The following is an 18557-nucleotide window of genomic DNA, read 5'->3' on the forward strand; positions in this document are numbered from 1 at the left end:
GCCGCATCCGTGGACGCCGGGCAGGGGGCGCTGCCCCCTCGCGGCCCCGCGGGGCCGCTCACCCCCGGGATATTTGAACCAGAATGAAGGGGCGAATCGGTGGGGCGGTGCTGCGGGGGCAGCATTTGGCCCCCCGATCAACCTTTGGACACCATATCTTGCCCCGCCACATCGTATGGTGTGCCGCAAGGGCTGGCCGGATTTTGATCAAAATGCTAGACTGCTTGGCAGGAGCAATCTTACCGGAGCACTGCATGACCGCCGTTTTCCCCCGCAACACCCCGTCGCCCGCCGACATCTGGCAGATGGATCATGACCATGTCCTGCACCCATGGGCCAACTTCGGCCCGTTCGAGGAAAAGGGCGCGCTGGTCATTGCGCGAGGCGAGGGCTGTCACCTGTGGGACGCGGAGGGGCGGCGGTATTTCGACGCGATTGGTGGCATGTGGTGCACCAACATCGGTCAGGGCCGCAAGGAGATGGCCGACGCGATCGCGGCGCAGGTGGAACGCCTGGCCTTTTCCAACACCTTCGTCGACACGACGAACGAACCCTCCGCCATGCTGGCGGCGAAACTGGCCGAACTTGCCCCTGGTGACCTGAACCGGGTGCATTTCACCACCGGCGGATCGACCGCCGTCGATACCGCCTACCGGATGGTGCAGTATTGCCAGCACTGCATGGGCCGTCCCGAAAAGACCCAGATCATCGCCCGGAACATGAGCTATCACGGCTCCACCTACATCAGCCAGTCGGTCGGCAAGCGACCCGGCGACCGGGTGGAACAGTTCCGCTACAAGCTGGACGGCATCCACCACATCTCGGCACCGAACCCCTACCGCGCGCCCGAGGGGATGGACGAGGCTGCCTTCTGCGACTGGCTGGTGGCCGAATTCGAGGCAAAGATCGCCGAGATCGGGCCGGACCGCGTGGGCGGCTTCTTCGCCGAGCCGATTCAGGCCTCGGGCGGGGTGATCGTGCCGCCCGAAGGCTATCTGCGGCGGATGCGCGAGGTCTGCGACAGGCATGACATCCTGTTCGTGGCCGATGAGGTCGTCACCGCCTTCGGCCGGATCGGCCACTGGTTCGCCTCGGAATCCGAATTCGGCATCGTCCCCGACATCATCACCTGCGCCAAGGGCCTGACCTCGGGCTACATCCCCCTGGGCGCGCTCATCTTCTCTGACCGGATCTGGGAGGCGATGGCGGCCGACGGGGGACGCTGGTTCACCTCCGGCTTCACCTATAGCGGCCATCCCGTCGCCTGTGCCGCTGGCCTGAAGAACATCGAGATCATGGAGCGCGAGGACATCCTCGGCAATGCCGCCCGCGTGGGCGCCCTGTTCGAGGCGCGGATGAAGCGGCTGGAAGCCCTGCCGATGGTGGGCCAGGTGCGCGGCCGCAAGCTGATGATCTGCGTCGAGAACGTGGCCGACAAGGAGACCCGCGCGCTTCTGCCCGAGGATCTGGACGTGGGCACCCGGATCGCCGACGCGGCCGAGGCGATGGGGCTCATGGTGCGCCCGATGGGCCATCTGAACGTGATGTCACCACCGCTCACGCTGACGGCCGGGGACGTGGAATTCGTCGGCGACACTCTGGAACGCGCGATCCGCCAGGTCGCCGACGACCTGACCCGCGCGGGCATCCGCCTGTCGTGACGGTTGACATTCGGGGCCGGGGCGTTACGCCTCTGCCCCGTCCCGGATAGGCGGCGTCTCCGGCTGAACCCCAACGACGGCGCGAATCCATCCGAGGAATGAAATCATGGCACTGGAAGACGCCAGAAAAGACATCGACACCGCCTTCACCCGCAAGGGGCTCAAGGGGCTTGCCTTCGAAAATGCCTTCGCGGGGGCGACCTCGTTCCTGCGGCGGACCTATACCAAGGACCTGACCGGGGTCGAGCTTGCCATCACCGGCGTCCCCTTCGACCAGGCGGTGACGCACCGCACCGGCACGCGCTTCGGGCCGCGCGCGATCCGCGAGGCATCCGCGCTTCAGCCCTTCGATCCGCCCTATGGCTGGCCCAGCAACCCGCTGGAAGAGATGAACATTGTCGATTACGGCGACCTCGCCTTCGACTATGCCCATACGCCCAGCTTTCCGGGCCTGCTCACCGGTCACATCCGCACCATCCTGTCCGCCGGGGCGGGCACGGTGACGCTCGGGGGCGACCATTTCATCACCCTGCCGATCTTGCGCGCCTATGCCGAGAAATACGGGCCGATGGCGGTGATCCACTTCGACGCCCATTCCGATCTGTGGGCCGATGACGACATGGACCGGATCGACCACGGCACCTTCTTCTACAAGGCGGTGAAGACCGGGGTGATCGATCCCTCGGCCAGTGTCCAGATCGGCATCCGTACCCATTGCGACGATTACCTCGGGGTCGAATACATCGACGCGCGCACGGTCCATGAAAAGGGCGTGGCCCACGCGGTCGCGCGCGCGAAGGCGATCGTGCGCGACCGGCCCACGTATGTGACCTTCGACATCGACTGCCTTGACCCGTCCTGCGCGCCGGGCACCGGCACGCCGGTCTGGGGCGGCCTGCACAGCTGGCAGGCCGCGGCCGCCCTGCGCGACCTTGCCGGGATCAACATGGTCGGGGGCGACATCGTCGAGGTCTCGCCCGCCTATGACACCACCGGCGCCACCGCCATCGCCGGGGCCCATGTCGCGCATGAGCTGATCTGCCTCTATCACTGGGCGCGGACGCGGCGGTGAAGGGTCTTCTTGCGCTTCTTCTGATCCTTCCGGTCCTGGCCTTCGCCGGATGGGTGCGGCTTGCCCCCGCCGATCCGGCGCGCTGGCATGTCGCCGTCGATCCGGGGCTCTGGGGCGAAGGGGCGCCCTGGGATCGGGTCATCCCGCTGACCGGGGGCGCGCTTTTGCGCCTCTCCCCCGACCGCGGCGCGCCCGCCGAGCTTCTGGCGCGTCTCGACAGGGAGGCACTCTCCGACCCGCGCACCCGCCGCCTTGCCGGCAGTCCGGACGCGGGCCGCATCACCTGGGAAAGCCGCAGCCTGATCTGGGGCTTTCCCGATTACATCACCGCCGAAGTTCGCGAAGACGGCCTTTACCTCCACGCCCGCCTGCGCTTCGGCCGGTCCGACCTCGGGGTGAATGCCGCACGGCTTGCCGACTGGCTCGGGCGTCTGCGCTGATCTTCAACCTGACGGAAATACCCGCGGGGGTCCGGGGGCGGCAAGCCCCCGGCCTTTTTTCACATGACACTGCCGCCCCTCAATCGCCCCTCAATCGCCCCTCGACCGCCCCTTGACCGGCCCGCCGTTCCGCGCCAAACCGCGCGCATGGTCCCGCTCGACAAACTCGCCCAGATCACCCAGCGTTTCGAGTATCTCGAGGCGAAGCTGCAATCCGGCGCGGCTCCGGCCGAGATCGCCCGGATCAGCCGCGAATATTCCGATCTGAAGCCCGTGGCCGAGGAAGTCGCCGCCTATCGCCGGGCGCTCGACGATCTGGCCGAGGCCGAAGCCATGCTGGACGATCCCGACATGCGGGCCTTGGCCGAGGAAGAGATCCCGCGCCTCAAGGCGCGCATCCCCGAGATGGAACAGGCCCTGCGCATTGCGCTTCTGCCGAAGGACGCGGCCGACGCCCGCCCCGCGATCCTCGAAATCCGCCCCGGCACCGGTGGCGAAGAGGCGGCGCTTTTCGCCGGGGATCTCTTGAAGATGTACCAGCGGTTCGCAGAACGCATGGGGTGGCGGTTTGACCTTCTGGAACTGCAGGAAAGCGATCTTGGCGGGGTGAAGGAGGCGGTCGCTCACATCGCGGGCGAGGGCGTCTTTGCCCGTCTGAAATACGAATCCGGCGTCCATCGGGTGCAGCGCGTGCCCGAAACCGAAGCGGGCGGGCGCATCCACACCTCGGCGGCGACCGTGGCCGTCCTGCCCGAGGCCGAAGAGGTCGATATCGACATCCCCGCCACCGATATCCGGATCGATACGATGCGGTCATCGGGCGCGGGCGGCCAGCATGTGAACACGACCGACTCGGCGGTCAGGATCACCCATCTGCCCACCGGGATCGTGGTGACAAGCTCCGAGAAATCGCAGCACCAGAACCGGGCCATCGCCATGCAGGTGCTGCGCGCCCGCCTGTTCGAGATGGAACGCGAACGCGCCGCCAGTGAACGCGCCGCGGACCGCAAGTCGCAGGTGGGGTCGGGGGACCGGTCCGAACGCATCCGCACCTACAATTTCCCGCAGGGCCGGATGACGGATCACCGGATCAACCTTACGCTTTATGCCCTGCCGCAGATCATGGCGGGCGATCTGGCCGAGGTCACCGATGCGCTGATCGCCCATGACCAGGCCACGCGCCTTGCGGAGATTGAAGGGTGAGGGCGGACGAGGCGCTTCGCGCCGCTGCCGCACGGCTGTCCGCCGCCGGGATCGAGGGAGCCGCCCGCGATGCCCGGCTGCTTCTGGCCGGCGCGATGGGGATCGCGCCCGACCGGCTGATCCTGGCCATGGCCGAGGATGTGGCGCCCGAGGCCTTGTCGCGGCTCGACGCCTTCCTTGCCGCCCGCGAACGTCGCCAGCCGGTCAGCCAGATCCTCGGGATGCGGCTGTTTTGGGGGCGCGCCTTCCGCGTTACCCCCGATGTCCTCGACCCGCGCCCTGAAACCGAAACCCTGATTTCCGAGGCCCTGTCGGAACCCTTTTCCCGCGTTCTCGACCTTGGTACGGGGTCGGGCTGCATCCTGCTGACGCTGCTTTCCGAACGCCCGCAGGCCACGGGCCTTGGCGTCGATCTGTCGCCCGCGGCCCTTGCCGTGGCCGGGGCGAACCGCACGACCCTCGGGCTTGAGGCGCGGGCGGTGCTTCTGCAGGGCGACTGGTTCGCGCCGGTTTCAGGCCGCTTCGATCTGATCGTGTCGAACCCTCCCTACATCGCGGTCGACGAAATGCCCGCGCTTGCGCCCGAGGTCCGCGACTGGGAGCCGCAGATGGCCCTGACGCCGGGTGGGGACGGGCTGGACGCCTATCGCGCGATCGCGCGCGGTGCGCCCTTGCATCTGGCGCCGGGCGGGCGGATCATCGTGGAAATCGGGCCTGCGCAGGGCGCGGCGGTCTCGGCGCTGTTTGGCGAGGCGGGATTGCGGGATGTGCGGATCGGCCGGGACATGGACGGGCGCGACCGGATCGTGACAAGCCGCGCCGCCTGACCGGATGCGCCGCCTGAACTGACGTGCGGCCTGAGCGGACGTGCGGCCCCGGTCGATGGAGGGTGCGATGGAAAATGTCACCGGCGGGTGTCTGTGCGGCAGGGTCCGCCTTGTCGCCACGGGGCAGCCCTTTCGGGTCGGGATCTGCCACTGCCTGGATTGCCGCAAGCATCACGGCGCCCTGTTCCACGCCTCGGCCATCTTTCCCGCAGAGGCGGTCACGGTCGAGGGCGGGACGCGCGACTTCGCTGGCAGCCACTTCTGCCCGGTCTGCGGGTCGCCGGTCTTTTCCCGCAGTGGCGACGAGATCGAGGTGAACCTCGGCGCGCTGGATGAGCCGGACCGGTTCCGCCCCACCTACGAACTCTGGACCATCCGGCGCGAGGCCTGGCTTCCGGCCTTTCCGGTGGCGGTCCGGCATGATCGCGACAGGCCGTCGACGGCCCGGCATGAACCCTGAGCGGGGATTTTGGTCGCCGGAAGAACCGGCGTCAATCCGCCACAGCGCAGGGAAAATCGCCGGATCAGCGCGGATTTTTCAAGAAACCGCTTGTCAGGCCCGGCCATGCGTGCTTTAGCGGGACCGTGAAGGGGACGCGCCAGCGCACCTTCACTGCCAAGCCGAAAACCGCACGACAACCCCCTTTCGGGAAAGGTCACATAAGGTGACGGGGCGTCGGGCAAGACCAGTCACAACTGGACAATAGGACAAGATGAGATCCTCCAAGTCCCGCTCGCGTTCGAAAGCGAACCGCCCGCGCACGATGGGCAACATCATCAACCGCGTCTTTGACAGCTCGGGACCCGAGGGCAAGGTGCGCGGCACGCCGCAGCAGATCATCGAGAAATACCTTGTTCTGGCCCGCGATGCGCAACTGTCCAACGACCGTGTCGCGGCCGAAAACTTCCTGCAGCATGCCGAACACTACACCCGGATGCTGGGTGAGGCGCAACGCGAGATGGCCGCCGAACAGGAGGCCCGCCAGCAGCAGCACCAGCAGAACAGTCACGGCAACGGCCACCGCGACCGGCGCGACGACCGTCGCGAGGATGATCGCGGCGCCGATCGCGGGCATGACCGGGGTGAGGGCGAACAGCCCTATCTGGCCGATCCCGTGGTGATCGACGCGGTCGACGAAGACGCGGGCCTTGTCGAGACGCCCGAGGCACGCCACGACCGCCGTGACCGCCGCCCGGCACCGCGCCGCCCGGTCGTCGACGGACCCGCCGGCGACGAGCCGGCACAGGCCGATGCCACCGGCGATGCCCCTGCAGATGCCGCGTCGCGCCGCGATCGCACGCCGCGCGATCAGGGGCGGAAGGACGACAGCGAGAAGGGCGAGGGCCGGAAGGACGAAGGCCAGAAGGGCGAGGGTCAGAAGGATCGCCGTCCGCGCGGCCCGCGCCGTCCGCGTGCCGACAAGGAAGGCGGTGGCGGCGACGGTGGCGACAGCTCGGGCGATGGCGGAAGCCGCGAAGCCGCGGAATGACCCTTACGCTTTGACCGCTACGAAGTTCGATCCACGGACGGGGCCCACCGGGCCCCGTTTCATTTTTCCATCATGCGCGCCAGTGCGCAGAACCCCTCCAGCGGCACCTCCTCGGCGCGCTGCGTGGGCTGGATGCCGGCCGCGATGAGCCGCTCCTCGATGTCCGGCGCCAGCGCCTTGAGGCTGGCGCGCAGCATCTTGCGCCTCTGGTTGAAGGCCATCGCCGTGATCCGGCTCAGGATCGCCGCATCCGCCGGGTATCTGGGTTCGGCAAGCCGGGCCAGATGTACCACCGCCGAATGGATCTTGGGCGGCGGCGTGAAGGCCTCGGGCGGCAGCGTCATCACGATCCGCGCGTCCGTCCGCCACTGGGCAAGGATCGCGAGACGGCCATAGGCCTTGCCGCCGGGGCGCGCGACGATCCGTTCTGCGACCTCCTTCTGGAACATCAGCGTGAGACTGTCCCAGAAGGGCGGCCATGTCCGGGGCGTCAGCCAGCGCACCAGAAGCTCGGTTCCGACATTGTAGGGCAGGTTCGCCACCACCTTGATCGGCGGCGTCAGATGCGCTGCGGCGTCGATCTCCAGCGCGTCGGCGTTCAGCACCTCCAGACGGCCGGGATAGGCGGCCTGGATCTCGGCCAGCGCGGCCAGGCAGCGCGCGTCCTTCTCGACCGCCAGCACCCGGCGCGCGCCCTCGGCCAACAATCCCCGCGTCAACCCGCCGGGACCGGGCCCGACCTCGAGCACATCCGCCCCGGTCAGGTCGCCCGCCATCCGCGCGATCTTGGCTGTCAGGTTCAGGTCCAGAAGGAAGTTCTGGCCAAGCTGCTTCTTCGCGACCAGATCATGCGCGCGGATCACCTCGCGCAGGGGGGGAAGACCGTCTATCGTTGCCATGCGTCGGGGTCCTGCCTCTGCCGCTTTCATTCTGGTTCAAATATCCCACGGGGGTGCGGGGGGTGAAACCCCCACCTGTCCCCCCACCTGTCCCCGCGTCAGTCGCCCCGCGCCGCCGCCATCCGATGCGCCATGTCCAGAGCCGCGATCAGGCTTGAGGCATCCGCCAGCCCGCGCCCGGCGATGTCATAGGCCGTTCCGTGGTCGGGCGAGGTGCGGATGAAGGGCAGGCCCAACGTCAGGTTCACGCCGCCGGAAAAGTCGATGGTCTTGATCGGGATCAGCGCCTGGTCGTGATACATCGCCACCGCCGCGTCATAGGTCGCCCGCGCGCCCGCGTGAAACATCGTATCGGCGGGCAGGGGGCCGCGCAGGTTCATGCCTTCTGCGCGCAGCCTGTCCAGCACCGGCGCGATCAGCGCGGCTTCCTCATGGCCCATGGCGCCGCCCTCGCCTGCGTGGGGGTTCAGCCCGGTCACGGCGATGCGAGGCGCGGCGATCCCGAAATCCCGGATCAGCGCGGCATGGGTGATGCGCAGCGTGTCCTCCAGAAGGTCGGGCGTCAGCGCCTGCGGCACCTCGGCCAGCGGGATGTGGATCGTCGCGGGGACCACCCGCAATTCCGGGCAGGCCAGCATCATCACGACGCGCCGCACCCCGGCCAGATGCGCCAGAAATTCGGTATGGCCCGGAAAGGCGAAGCCCGCGCCCTTTTTCAGGCCCAGCTTGTTGATCGGTGCGGTGCAGACCGCGCCGGCCGCGCCCGACTGGACCAGATCGACCGCGCGCGCGATCACCGCCACGATCCCGGCCGCATTGGCGGGGTCGGGCGCGCCGGGGCAGGCCGGGGCGGGAAAGTCGTGCCGCAGCACGGGCAGGACGCCGGCGGGCACGTCATGCGCCCCGTCGGGTGTAGCGACCTCGGCCCAGGGGGCGCCCTCGGGCAGGTGGCGCGGATCGCCGATCCAGACGAAGGACAGATCCGCGCCAAGTGCCGCGCGGGCTGTCACGGCGATTTCCGGGCCGATGCCCGACGGGTCGCCGCAGGTCAGGGCGACGGGGGCAGGACGGCCGGCGGGCATCGGCTCAGGGCTCGCGGATCAGCGCGTTGGCGCGCAGGTCTTCCAGATAGCCATCGGCGAAGGAGGCAAGCCGCTGGTTCACAAGCTGTTCGCGCACCGCATCGCGCGACAGAGGTTCCTCGGTCTCCGGCAGCCGGTTGCACAGCATCAGGAACACCCGGTTCGCCCCGCGCGCGAATGTGGTGCTTTCGCCGGGATCGAGCGAGGCCAGCGCGATGCCCACATCCGCCGGAACCTGCGACATCGGCAGGGTTTCGCGCGTCAGCTGGTCTTCGGGCACGCCTTTCGCCACGCCGTAAAGATCGTTGCAGGTGTCCACCTGCGCGGTGATCTCGGCCACGCGGGCATCGGTCGTGCTATCCGCGGGCAGGTAAAGCTGGGCATATTCGACCGAAACAGAGGTCGCCTCGGGCGCATCACCTTCCTCGATCGCGCGCAGCTGGAACAGCGCCACGCCGCCGGGGATCTGCACCGGGTCCGACACCTCGCCGGGGCCAAGCGCCAGCACGAAGGGGGCGATGGCGGGCGGCAGGTTGGTCAGCGGAACCCAGTCGATGATCCCGCCCCGCCGGGCCGAGGCCGAGGCGGAATAGGACCGTGCCGCCGCGGCAAATCCGCCTTCGGTCGTCACGCTGTTCTGGATCTGCTGGGCCAGCGCCATGGCGTTCGCTTCGCCGCCCTGCGGGGCGGGAATGATGATTTCGGACAGCAACACCCGCACCTCGGGCTTGCGCGCGGCCTGCGCGATGGCGCGGTCGATCTCGGCATCGGTGATGTTGGCCTGCGGGCCGAACTTGCCGCGCACCACCTCGCGCCAGACCAGCCCCGCCTCGACGAAATCGCGGAAGGTCTGGGGGGCGACACCCGCCTGGCCGATCGCCTGGATGAACTGTTCGCCGGTCAGGTTCGCGCGGCCGGCGAATTCTTCCATCCCGGCCTCGATCTGTTCGGGCGATGCGGTGATGCCGAAGCCCTTCGCCGTCTGCATCCTGAGCCGGTCGTCGATCAGCGCCTTCAGCGCCTCTTCCTCGATATTGCCCGGCGCGCGCAGCAACTGCATGAACAGGATGCGTTGTTCCAGTTCGTAATTGGTGACCGCGCGGTCATTGACGATGATCCGGGGGGCAAAGGGATTGTCCTGCGCCGTCGTGGCAACGGGGGCTGCCGACAGAAGCAGTGCGGCGGTCAGGGCGGTCAGAAGGCGTCTGGTCACAGGCATTCTCGTCATCAATTCCTTCGGCTTCGGCCTTTGCAAGGCGGTCGCTCCGGTCATCGGCGGCAGGCGCGGGCCGTTCCCGGCACCCCGCCCCCGATCCCCAGCAGGTCGATCCCGAGGCCGAAATCCGTGGTCGGTTTCACACTAGTCGAGGATGTGAAGCGACGCGAGAGGGAAAGATCGACCTTCAGGCATTCGTTCTTGAACTCGAGCCCCAGCCCGGCGCTGGTGGCGCGATCGGCGATGAAGTCATACCGCCCGGCGACGCGCCCCGACCAGTTGTCGGTGAAGCGCCAGCTTCCGTCCACCGTCAATTCCGAGGTGCCGGTGGGACGGTTTTCCAGCGGGTCGGCCAGCCTCCACAGGTAGGAGGACGACAGGCCATAGCGGTCGCGGATCATGTCCATCCGCAATTCCGCCTTCGTCATGTCCAGCCCGTCGTCAAAGACCAGACGGTTGGTCATCCGCAGGCCATCGGCCATATCGACATGCATCGAGGCCAGCCAGTCGGACCGTTTCCCGTCAAGGCCCGAGGCGGGGCCGAACTGCCCCGGATTGTCGGTCCGGAACGACCGGGCCAGATGCACCCCCATCGACCAGCCCGCCGGGGCAAGGCGCGTCCAGCCGAGGCCAAGGTTGAGCCGGCCGCCCCGTTCGCGCGCGTCATTCCCGGAAAAGCGGTTCAGGGACAGCAGGTTGCCTTCGTCGAACTCGACAAGCGTGCTGTCCTCGTTGGGGATCGCAGGGGCCGATTGCGAGGCATAGACAAGCTGTGCGATCGGTTCGATCACATGCGACACTCCGCGTGCGTCGGCGGCCACCCAGGGCCAGCGCAGTTCCACCGCCATCGCCCCGTCCAGCCGGTCGATCGACCCGGCAAAGGCCGCGTCCTGCCGGATGTCGTAGAAATCGGCGGTGCCTTCGCCCATGACCGATCCGATGATCCCGCCGGGCAGGATCCAGTTCCGCCGCCAGTCAAGCCGGATCGAGGCGCGCGAGGTGTCGCGGCCGTCCGCGATCCCGTCGGCGTCGCGGTCCAGCGGGTCGGCGGATGTGCGGGCGTGGCTGTGAAGCTGGAAGCGCAGCCCGCCTTCCCCCCCGAGCGGCCCGCCCGAAAAGCGGCGGTGAAAGGTGAAATCCCCGACGAGCGAGGGCAGGGTGGCGTTGGATTCGCCCGCCCGGATCGACCGGAACTGGATCACGCGGGCCGAGATATGTTCGTTCCGCCGGGTCCGGGCGATCTCGATCCGGCTGTCCAGGCGGTCCTTCTGGGAAATCCCGTAATCCAGCATGTAGGCCGGATCCGATACCGCCTCGGCCCGGAAGGTCAGGATATAGTCGCGCGGCATCTCGAACAGGCCGGTGGCCAACGCATAGCCGCGCGTCTCGCCGGGGCGCAGGTCATCGCGCGAGACGCTGCCCGACAGTTCCACCGAGCCGCTGCGGAAGGCCTGGCGATAGCGCAGTTCGACCGTGCGACCGTTCTTGGTTGTCAGGTAAGGGGTGATCAGCAGGTCACGCTGGTCGTCGATCGCCCAGAAATAGGGGATCTTGAACCCCGTCCCCAGGCCCGAGGTCGTCCGCAGGCGCGGCATCAGGAACCCCGTCGCCCGGTTCAGCGTCGGATCGGGCATCCTGAGGCGGGGGATGTAGAACACCGGAAGCCCCGCGACCCGCAGCTGCGCATGGTCGAAATAAAGCTGCCGTTCCTCCTGGTCGTGGATCACACGGTCGGCGCGGATCTCCCACAGGGGCACCGGGTTTTCCGCGCAGACCTGGCAGGACGAGGCGACGGTGTTCGACAGTTGCGTATAGCGCCCCGAGACGCGGAACATCTCGGCCGCCGCGATCTGCAGCCTTTCGTTCAGCACCAACCGCGCCGAGGTCAGGATGCCTTCGGTCAGGTCGGCGGCCAGATCCGCCTGATCGGCCAGAACGAAACTGCCCGCACCGTCGCTCAGCAGGATCGGGCCGGTGATCCGGAGCCGGTCGGTGGTGCGGTCATAGATGATGGCCTGTGCCTTCAGCCGGCGGCCTTGATAAAGAACCTCGACCCCGCCTTCCGCGGTCAACAGGCTGTTCCCAGTGACCGAGACGCGGTCGGCCACCAGCGTGGCCACATCCTGCGCGCGGGCGGTCATGGCCAGCGCGAAGGTCAGCGCCAGCGCGGCGATCAGCGGGATGAACACGCGCCGCATCACCCGTCCTCCAGATGCAGCAGTAGGCCCGTGGCCAGCATCGCGGCGGCAAGCGGCGGCACCCACGCCGCCATCAGGATTGGGATCTGCCCGTTCTCGCCCAGGACTTGCGCGAAATTCCTCAGGAAAAAGATGGAAAAGCCGCCAAGCAGGGCGAACAGGACCATCGTGCCGGTCCTGCCAAATCGCGCATGCCGCATGGTGAACCCTGCCGCGACCAGCACCATCGCCGCCAGCAGCAACGGCTGGGCCAGTTCCATCTGCAACCAGACCTGATGGCTGCGGGCCGAAAAGCCCGCGCGTTCCAGACCCGCGATATAGTCGGGCAGGTCCCAGACCGGGATCGCGCTTGGCGTGCCGAAACTGTCGCGGATCGCGTCCCGCGTCAGGTCCGAGGGGATGACCGCCGCAGCCTCGGACCGGGCGGCGGTTTCGGGATTGGCGGCGGTCAGGTCCCAGATCTTGGCATCGTCCAGTTCCCAGTAACCCTGATCCAGTCGGGCGCTTGCCGCCTCGATCCGCCGCTGCGGAACGCCTGCGCCGTCGAAGGTGAGGAAGGTCGCGCCGAAAAGTTCGGTCCCGTCCCCGCTGGCGCGGCGCGAGTGGATCACGGTCTGCCCCTCGGGGCTGCCCTGCCGCAGCCAGAGCCCGGCATCGCTGATCGACAGGGCGCTGTCGCGGCCCTGCGCAAGCCGTGCCCAAAGCGCGTCATATTCCTTGCTGGTGGCCGCGACGAGCGGGTTCAGGACCGCCACCGCCAGGGAGCCGAGCGCCAGTGCGACGATCACAGGGGTCACCAGAAAGCGCAGACCCGACCGGCCTGCCGCCCGCACCACGACCAGTTCGGAACTGCGCGCAAGGCCAAGAAACAGCGCGATCGCCGAAAGGATCATGATCAGCGGCAGGATGCGGTACAGGCTTTCGGGGACGCTCAGCGCGGCAAGATGCGCGGCCTGCCCCATGCCGATGCCCTTGTCGGAAAAGCGGCGAAGCTGTTCGATGATGTCGATCAGAAACAGGATGCCGAAGAACACCATGAACACGGTGCCGAAAGTGCGCAGGAAGCGCCGCGCGATATAAAGGCTCAGCGTCATGCGGCCCCCGCTTCGACCGGGCGCGCCACCCGGCGCGGACGCTGCGACCAGGCAAGCAGGATCACCGAGATGGCCAGCCCCGCAATCGGTGCCGCATAGGCCAGGGGCCAGGCTCTGTCGTCGCGCAACCCGACCGAGGCAGCGGTCGTGTTGATCGTCTGCACCACGATCAGCAGGATCACCGCGATCCCCAGTTGCCGCCACAGGCCGAAGCGGCTGAAGGTGCCCAGCATCAGCGCCGAAAAGCCGATCATCGCCGCCGCCGTCGCCAGGAACGGTTGGGCGATGCGGCCGTGGCCTTCGTAAAGGAAGGCGGCGCGGGTCTCGCCGGTTTCCTCGATCAGGGCGGGTGCGGCCGACAGCAGTTCGGGCGTCGACATCTCGTCCAGCGTCCGGCCCGGCACGTCACGGAAGCCGATCATCGCGCCGATATCATAGGTGAAATCGGCAAACCGTGTCAGCGACAGGCTGCCTTGGGCGGTCAAGCCCTGCATCATCCCGTCGATCATGATCAGCTTCGGCCCCGCCTCGCCCCGCACCAGAAGGGCGCGCGTCGCCGTGTAGACCGACCGGCGCGCGTCGTTGCGTTCGTCCGACAGGAACACGTCGCGCAATTCGCCGTTCGGCGTGATCTCGCGGATATAGAGCGTGACACCCTTCGCCGGGTGCATGAACTGCCCGTCGTTCAGGAACCGCGCCGTGACGTTCTGCGATATCTCGGCGCTGCGCAGCGCCAGTGTGGACCGGCTTGCAGGCACCAGGACATGCGCGAGGATGGCCGCCATCAGCGCCACAACCAGCCCGAAGTAAAGCACCGGCCGCGCCAGCCGGAAAGAGGAGAAACCGGTGGCCTGCATCACCACAAGCTCGCTTTCCTGCATCAGGCGGTTGGTGATGTAGACGGCCGCCGCAAAGGCCGCGATCGGCAGCACCAGGCGGATCACGTTGGGTAGGGTCAGCAGCGAGAATTCAAGGAAAACCAGTGCCGACTGCCCGTCGCCGATCAGCTGATCGAACAGGCCGACCGCCCGGTTCACCCAATAGACGGCCACCAGGACGAGGGAAAAGAACCCGAACAGCGCGAGAAGTTGCGACAGCAGATATCTGTCGAATCTCGACACGGAACCCTTCCCCCGAAAGCGCAGCAGAACTTGCGGCAAACTAGACCAATTCGGAGGCGGGGAAAACTCATATCTGGTAAAGGCGGCGGGCAGCCGCTACCGTCCCTTGTGGAATCCCCGGCCCCTCGGGCGGGGCCTGTGGCAATGGCCGCAACGCAATGACCGCAACACAGACGTGGAGAGGCAGATGACGCATCCGGTGGCGATCCGTTTCAGCGAAACCGATCTTGAGGGGCTGGCGAAGGCCGAGGGCCGCATCGTCGTCCTGCTGGGCGAGGGCGGCGCGATGGGGCCTGCGGCCCGGCGGCTCGACCGGCTGATGAAAGGGGCGCTGGCGCGTTTTGCGGCCTCGCCCGCCTTTGCCGCGATGAAGCCCGCGGATGCGGTCGATCTGGCCTGGCCTGCGGGCCTTGCCGCCGAGGCGGTGCAGGTCGTCCGGCTGGACCGCAAGTCCGATGCGCTGGTCGCGCGGAAGGCCGGGGGCGCGATCGGGCGCGCGCTGTCGAAGGCGGCAACGCTGGTGCTGGCCGAGAACCACCCGCGCGCGGCCGAGATTTCCTTCGGTCTGGCGCTGCGGTCCTATGAATTCACGCCGCACAAGACGGGCGAACAGAAACCGGCGGGGCCCGTTACCATGATGGTGGCGAAACCCGAATCCGTCGCGGCCGAGGCCAAGCCGATGGCGGCGCTTGCCGAAGGGGTCTTTTTCACCCGCGATCTGGTGAACGAACCGGCCAATGTTCTGACTACCTACGATTTTGCCGCGCGGCTGGCCGCGATGCACGAACTGGGGCTCGAGGTCGAGATCCTGGAAGAGGAAGAGCTGACCAAACTCGGCATGGGGGCGCTTCTGGGTGTGGGGCAGGGGTCGGAAAGCCCCTCGAAGGTCGTCGTGATGCAGTGGAAAGGCGGCAAGAAGGGCGAGGCGCCGCTGGCGATTGTCGGCAAGGGCGTGGTGTTCGACACCGGCGGCATCTCGATCAAGCCGGCGGCGGGCATGGAAGAGATGACGATGGACATGGGTGGCGCGGGCGTTGTCGCGGGTGTGATGCGTACGCTGGCCCTGCGCAAGGCCAGGGCCAATGTCGTGGGGCTGGTCGGCCTTGTGGAAAACATGCCCGACGGACGCGCGCAGCGCCCCGGCGATGTGGTGAAATCCATGAAGGGCGACACGATCGAGGTGATCAACACCGATGCCGAGGGGCGGCTCGTCCTGGCCGATGTGCTGTGGTACGCGCAGGAACGGTTCAGGCCGCGCGGCATGATCAACCTTGCGACGCTGACCGGGGCCATCATCATCGCGCTCGGGCACGAGAATACCGGCGTCTTTTCCAACAATGACGCCTTCTGCGACGATTTCCTGAAGGCCGCGAAGGCCGAGGGCGAGGGCGCCTGGCGGATGCCGATGGGCGATGCCTATGACGCCAAGCTGAAGTCGCGCATCGCCGACATGATGAACGTGGGCGGGCGCGATGGCGGCGCGATCACCGCGGCGCAATTCCTGCAGCGGTTCGTCAAGCCCGACGTGCCCTGGTGCCACCTGGACATCGCGGGCACGGCGCTTCTGAAATCCGACACCGCCCTTGCACCCAAGGGGGCGACGGGCTGGGGTGTCATGGCGCTGAACCGGCTGATCCGCGACCGGTACGAAGGCTGACCGGCGGGGGCTGATCCTTGGGCACGGTCCTGTTCTATCACCTGACCCGGTCGGGCGCGGCCGAGACGGCGGCGATGCTGCTGCCGCGCGCGCTGGCGCAGGGGTGGCGGGTGATGGTGCGGGGGACGGACCGCGGGCGGCTGGAATGGCTGGACGAAAAGCTCTGGCTGGGGCGGGACGAGGATTTCCTGCCCCACGGGCTGGAAGGCGGGCCGCAGGATGCCGACCAGCCGATCCTTCTGGGCCTCGGCGCGCCGGTGAACGGGGCGCGGGCGCTGATGCTGGCCGATGGCGCGCGCTGCACGGCGGAGGAGGCGCGCGCGATGGAACGGGTCTGGATCCTGTTCGACGGGACCGATGCGGCTGCGTTGGAGGCCGCCCGCGCCCAGTGGCGCGAGGTCACCGGCTGGGGCGTGGCCGCACAATACTGGTCCGAAGAGGGCGGGCGTTGGGAAAAGAAGGCCGAAAAGGCCGCCGAGGCGGGCTGACGCGGGGGGGTGGGCCACCTTTTAGGTAATGACCGCACAAACGTTCTGGTTGAATTTTTTGCGGCGTTTCATCCACAGTTGCATGGTGATTTGCCCGCCAAGGGCGGCACGCCCGAACCGTAAGAGGTAAGATGAATAGCCTGGTTCGTGCCACATGGGCGCTGCTTGCATGGTTGATTGTGCTGATGCTTGTGTTTCTGGCCTATTATGCCCTGCCGTTTCGAAGCGAAACCTACGCATGGAACCGGCGTATCGTGGCAGAGGTGTTGACGCCGCAGGGGCCGGTCACATCGACCGTGGTTCAAGGAACGCGGGTCAAATACTATCCCAACGGGCTGTTCGCCACGGGCACGGAAAGCGAATGGACCCTTACGGGCGAGGCGCTGCTCGTCGATCTGGGCGAGGCACTGGGCCCGCGCCGATATCTTTTCGGGCTCTATGCAGGGACAGCTTATGCAGCGCCGGATCCCGGCGAAAAAGGGCTGACAAAGCGGGAGCGATTTCAGCGCAATGCCGCGCTGGCCGACGGCGAACCGCTTGAGATACGTCTGGCGCTTTGGGTGGGATTTGCGGATGTGAACGACCCTGACAGCGTGTTTCATGTGGACGCCGCGAACCTTGCTGCAAGCTATGGCGAAGGGTATCGCATGATCCGGCAGACCCGGCAGATCACGGCGGACCCCGTGACCTCTGGGCAGATACGCGCGGCACTGCCCTGGCTCAGGTCACTTGAGCACGAGTTGAAGCTGGAACTGCCGGATGGTCTTATTCGGACCCTTCAAAAATCCATGTTCGACACAGAGATTTCGAAATAAGGGAATGAAAGGATCGTTTTTGTCGATCCTTTCCAGGGACATACCCTTATTCGACGATGGGCAAGAGACGCCAAGGCGCCTCCGGGCCGCCTAGAGGATGATGTCTGACGCGTAGAGGCGCGTGACATCCTCGACCACGATCACGAAATCGGGGCGACGGTCGCCGTTCACGTCGCCCATCAGCTTTTCGTTGTCAAAGCGCAACTGCCCGGCCCGTCCGGTGAACCCGTTCCCGCCGATGTAGTTGAAATCCTGATTTCCGCCGCGCAACACATTGGCGTCGATCCGGGCCAGGACGATCAGGTCGCCCTCCAGGCGGTCGAAATCGTTGATGGTTTCGGTGTTGCGGGTCTGCACCGGCGCGTCGCGGACCGAGTTGAAGACAAATCTGTCCGCCCCGCCATCCCCTTGCAGAAAATCCGCGCCCCGTCCGCCTACCAGCACATCGCGCCCGCCCGAGGAAACGCCCACATCGCCGAACAGATAGTCGCGCCCGTTGCCGCCGAACAGCCGGTCATTGCCCGCGTTGCCGCCAAGGTTGTCCCTGCCGCCATTACCGCGCAGCACGTCATTGCCGTAAAAGCCCGACAAAAGATCGGCGCCGCGTCCGCCCAGCAACACATCGCTCCCATAGCCGCCCAGGAGCCTGTCATTGCCAAAATTGCCCAACAGCGTGTCGTTGCCGTCCATGCCCCACAGCGTATCGGCGCCGCCCCGGCCGACGATCCGTTCCGAGGCATAGGTGCCGTCGATCTCTTCGCTGGCGCTCGTGCCATAGATCGGCGCGCCCGGGGTGCTGCCACCGCCGCCGGTGCCGCCACCCCCACCGGTTCCGCCGCCCCCCGCACCCACGGTGAACAGTTCGGCAAACGAAGAATAATCCTGCGTGTAGAAGGTGCCGTATTGGTACTCGGCCACCGTCACCGTCAGATAATAGCGCCCGTCCGGGATATCGACCTCGCCGCCGAAGCGGATGTTGTAGTAATAGCTGTTTTCGTTAAGCGTGCCGTTGGTCGGGGTATAGTCCAACACCCGGTAGCCGGTGATCGTGCCGCCGCTGTATGGCGATGTCGTGGCCCAGAGTGTGAAACGAACCGTGCCCGAGGTCGTGTCGTAATAGGGATTGTTGTCGTCATAGTCGACGCGATCAATCTCGACTGTGGCATAACCGCCGGAAACCTGCACGCGGACGGTGCCGCTAATGTCAAAACCCATGGCCAAATCTCCCTGCCGGACCGGGGCCACCCGTTCCCAACTGGCAGCCGGAAAAGGTGACAATGGAAGTCACGTTAAC

17 protein-coding genes are annotated in these 18557 nt (G+C 67.0%); 10 read left to right on the plus strand and 7 right to left on the minus strand.

Going from position 1 to position 18557, the window contains the following annotated elements; genetic code table 11:
• The first annotated feature begins 254 nt into the window (after nt 1–254).
• The 7 genes from E7811_RS12470 (at nt 255) to E7811_RS12500 (ending at nt 6693) form a co-directional block, all read left to right on the plus strand.
• Entirely contained in the window at nt 255–1661 is a 1407-nt protein-coding gene (locus E7811_RS12470; protein WP_136394981.1) for an aminotransferase, read from the plus strand.
• Between the two features lie 106 nt (nt 1662–1767).
• Complete coding sequence (gene speB / locus E7811_RS12475; protein WP_136394982.1) at nt 1768–2733, plus strand: agmatinase; 966 nt, start codon at nt 1768–1770, stop codon at nt 2731–2733.
• A complete protein-coding gene (locus E7811_RS12480; protein WP_136394983.1) occupies nt 2730–3173 on the plus strand; it encodes a DUF1499 domain-containing protein in 444 nt (147 codons plus the stop codon). The genes speB and E7811_RS12480 overlap by 4 nt, the downstream gene beginning before the upstream one ends.
• A gap of 147 nt (nt 3174–3320) precedes the next feature.
• Nucleotides 3321–4376, plus strand: coding sequence for a peptide chain release factor 1 (gene prfA, locus E7811_RS12485; RefSeq protein ID WP_136394984.1), 1056 nt, complete (start codon nt 3321–3323; stop codon nt 4374–4376).
• On the plus strand, nt 4373–5203 hold the full coding sequence (gene prmC, locus E7811_RS12490) for a peptide chain release factor N(5)-glutamine methyltransferase (protein ID WP_136394985.1): 831 nt from the start codon (nt 4373–4375) through the stop codon (nt 5201–5203). Before prfA ends, prmC begins: the two co-directional genes overlap by 4 nt.
• Nucleotides 5204–5270: 67 nt before the next feature.
• Complete coding sequence (locus E7811_RS12495) at nt 5271–5663, plus strand: GFA family protein (protein WP_136394986.1); 393 nt, start codon at nt 5271–5273, stop codon at nt 5661–5663.
• A gap of 253 nt (nt 5664–5916) precedes the next feature.
• Nucleotides 5917–6693, plus strand: a complete 777-nt coding sequence (locus tag E7811_RS12500) for a DUF4167 domain-containing protein (protein ID WP_136394987.1) — start codon at nt 5917–5919, stop codon at nt 6691–6693.
• A 59-nt stretch (nt 6694–6752) separates the two neighbouring features.
• Here the strand turns inward: E7811_RS12500 and rsmA are convergent, their stop codons facing one another.
• The 6 genes from rsmA to lptF form a co-directional block, all read right to left on the minus strand.
• On the minus strand, nt 6753–7592 hold the full coding sequence (gene rsmA / locus E7811_RS12505) for a 16S rRNA (adenine(1518)-N(6)/adenine(1519)-N(6))-dimethyltransferase RsmA (RefSeq protein ID WP_136394988.1): 840 nt from the start codon (nt 7590–7592) through the stop codon (nt 6753–6755).
• 98 nt (nt 7593–7690) lie between these two features.
• Complete coding sequence (gene pdxA, locus E7811_RS12510; RefSeq protein ID WP_136394989.1) at nt 7691–8674, minus strand: 4-hydroxythreonine-4-phosphate dehydrogenase PdxA; 984 nt, start codon at nt 8672–8674, stop codon at nt 7691–7693.
• A gap of 4 nt (nt 8675–8678) precedes the next feature.
• Nucleotides 8679–9893: a peptidylprolyl isomerase gene (locus tag E7811_RS12515; RefSeq protein WP_246020419.1), complete on the minus strand. Its 1215-nt coding sequence runs from the start codon at nt 9891–9893 to the stop codon at nt 8679–8681.
• Between the two features lie 50 nt (nt 9894–9943).
• Nucleotides 9944–12088 (minus strand): LPS-assembly protein LptD, encoded by a 2145-nt coding sequence (locus tag E7811_RS12520; RefSeq protein ID WP_136394991.1) that lies wholly within the window; start codon nt 12086–12088, stop codon nt 9944–9946.
• On the minus strand, nt 12088–13182 hold the full coding sequence (lptG, locus tag E7811_RS12525) for an LPS export ABC transporter permease LptG (RefSeq protein ID WP_136394992.1): 1095 nt from the start codon (nt 13180–13182) through the stop codon (nt 12088–12090). Before lptG ends, E7811_RS12520 begins: the two co-directional genes overlap by 1 nt.
• Entirely contained in the window at nt 13179–14303 is a 1125-nt protein-coding gene (lptF, locus tag E7811_RS12530; RefSeq protein ID WP_136394993.1) for an LPS export ABC transporter permease LptF, read from the minus strand. Before lptF ends, lptG begins: the two co-directional genes overlap by 4 nt.
• Before the next feature lie 187 nt (nt 14304–14490).
• On the opposite strand from lptF, the gene E7811_RS12535 reads away from it, so the two are divergent.
• The 3 genes from E7811_RS12535 to E7811_RS12545 all read left to right on the plus strand — a co-directional run bounded on the left by E7811_RS12535 (nt 14491) and on the right by E7811_RS12545 (nt 17263).
• The gene (locus E7811_RS12535; protein WP_136394994.1) at nt 14491–15960 is read left to right on the plus strand and encodes a leucyl aminopeptidase; all 1470 of its coding nucleotides are present in this window, start codon (nt 14491–14493) and stop codon (nt 15958–15960) included.
• 17 nt (nt 15961–15977) lie between these two features.
• On the plus strand, nt 15978–16448 hold the full coding sequence (locus E7811_RS12540; protein ID WP_136394995.1) for a DNA polymerase III subunit chi: 471 nt from the start codon (nt 15978–15980) through the stop codon (nt 16446–16448).
• Nucleotides 16449–16579: 131 nt separating this feature from the next.
• Nucleotides 16580–17263 carry a hypothetical protein gene (locus E7811_RS12545; protein ID WP_136394996.1) on the plus strand — a complete coding sequence of 228 codons (684 nt, stop codon included), beginning with the start codon at nt 16580–16582 and terminating at the stop codon, nt 17261–17263.
• A 90-nt stretch (nt 17264–17353) separates the two neighbouring features.
• On the opposite strand, the gene E7811_RS12550 is transcribed toward E7811_RS12545, so the two are convergent.
• Nucleotides 17354–18478 carry a calcium-binding protein gene (locus tag E7811_RS12550; protein ID WP_136394997.1) on the minus strand — a complete coding sequence of 375 codons (1125 nt, stop codon included), beginning with the start codon at nt 18476–18478 and terminating at the stop codon, nt 17354–17356.
• Between the last annotated feature and the right edge of the window lie 79 nt (nt 18479–18557).

Origin of the sequence: Aliigemmobacter aestuarii (assembly GCF_004799285.1) — a bacterium.
In the GTDB taxonomy this organism is placed as follows: Bacteria; Pseudomonadota; Alphaproteobacteria; order Rhodobacterales; family Rhodobacteraceae; genus Aliigemmobacter; species Aliigemmobacter aestuarii.

Bases quoted from the DNA above. Each gene is read 5' to 3' on its own strand.
- E7811_RS12470 (WP_136394981.1), top strand. From the start codon at position 255: ATGACCGCCGTTTTCCCCCGCAACACCCCGTCGCCCGCCGACATCTGG.
- speB (WP_136394982.1), top strand. From the start codon at position 1,768: ATGGCACTGGAAGACGCCAGAAAAGACATCGACACCGCCTTCACCCGC.
- prfA (WP_136394984.1), top strand. From the start codon at position 3,321: ATGGTCCCGCTCGACAAACTCGCCCAGATCACCCAGCGTTTCGAGTAT.
- E7811_RS12495 (WP_136394986.1), top strand. From the start codon at position 5,271: ATGGAAAATGTCACCGGCGGGTGTCTGTGCGGCAGGGTCCGCCTTGTC.
- E7811_RS12500 (WP_136394987.1), top strand. From the start codon at position 5,917: ATGAGATCCTCCAAGTCCCGCTCGCGTTCGAAAGCGAACCGCCCGCGC.
- rsmA (WP_136394988.1), bottom strand. From the start codon at position 7,592: ATGGCAACGATAGACGGTCTTCCCCCCCTGCGCGAGGTGATCCGCGCG.
- pdxA (WP_136394989.1), bottom strand. From the start codon at position 8,674: ATGCCCGCCGGCCGTCCTGCCCCCGTCGCCCTGACCTGCGGCGACCCG.
- E7811_RS12515 (WP_246020419.1), bottom strand. From the start codon at position 9,893: ATGCCTGTGACCAGACGCCTTCTGACCGCCCTGACCGCCGCACTGCTT.
- E7811_RS12520 (WP_136394991.1), bottom strand. From the start codon at position 12,088: ATGCGGCGCGTGTTCATCCCGCTGATCGCCGCGCTGGCGCTGACCTTC.
- lptG (WP_136394992.1), bottom strand. From the start codon at position 13,182: ATGACGCTGAGCCTTTATATCGCGCGGCGCTTCCTGCGCACTTTCGGC.
- E7811_RS12535 (WP_136394994.1), top strand. From the start codon at position 14,491: ATGACGCATCCGGTGGCGATCCGTTTCAGCGAAACCGATCTTGAGGGG.
- E7811_RS12545 (WP_136394996.1), top strand. From the start codon at position 16,580: ATGAATAGCCTGGTTCGTGCCACATGGGCGCTGCTTGCATGGTTGATT.
- E7811_RS12550 (WP_136394997.1), bottom strand. From the start codon at position 18,478: ATGGGTTTTGACATTAGCGGCACCGTCCGCGTGCAGGTTTCCGGCGGT.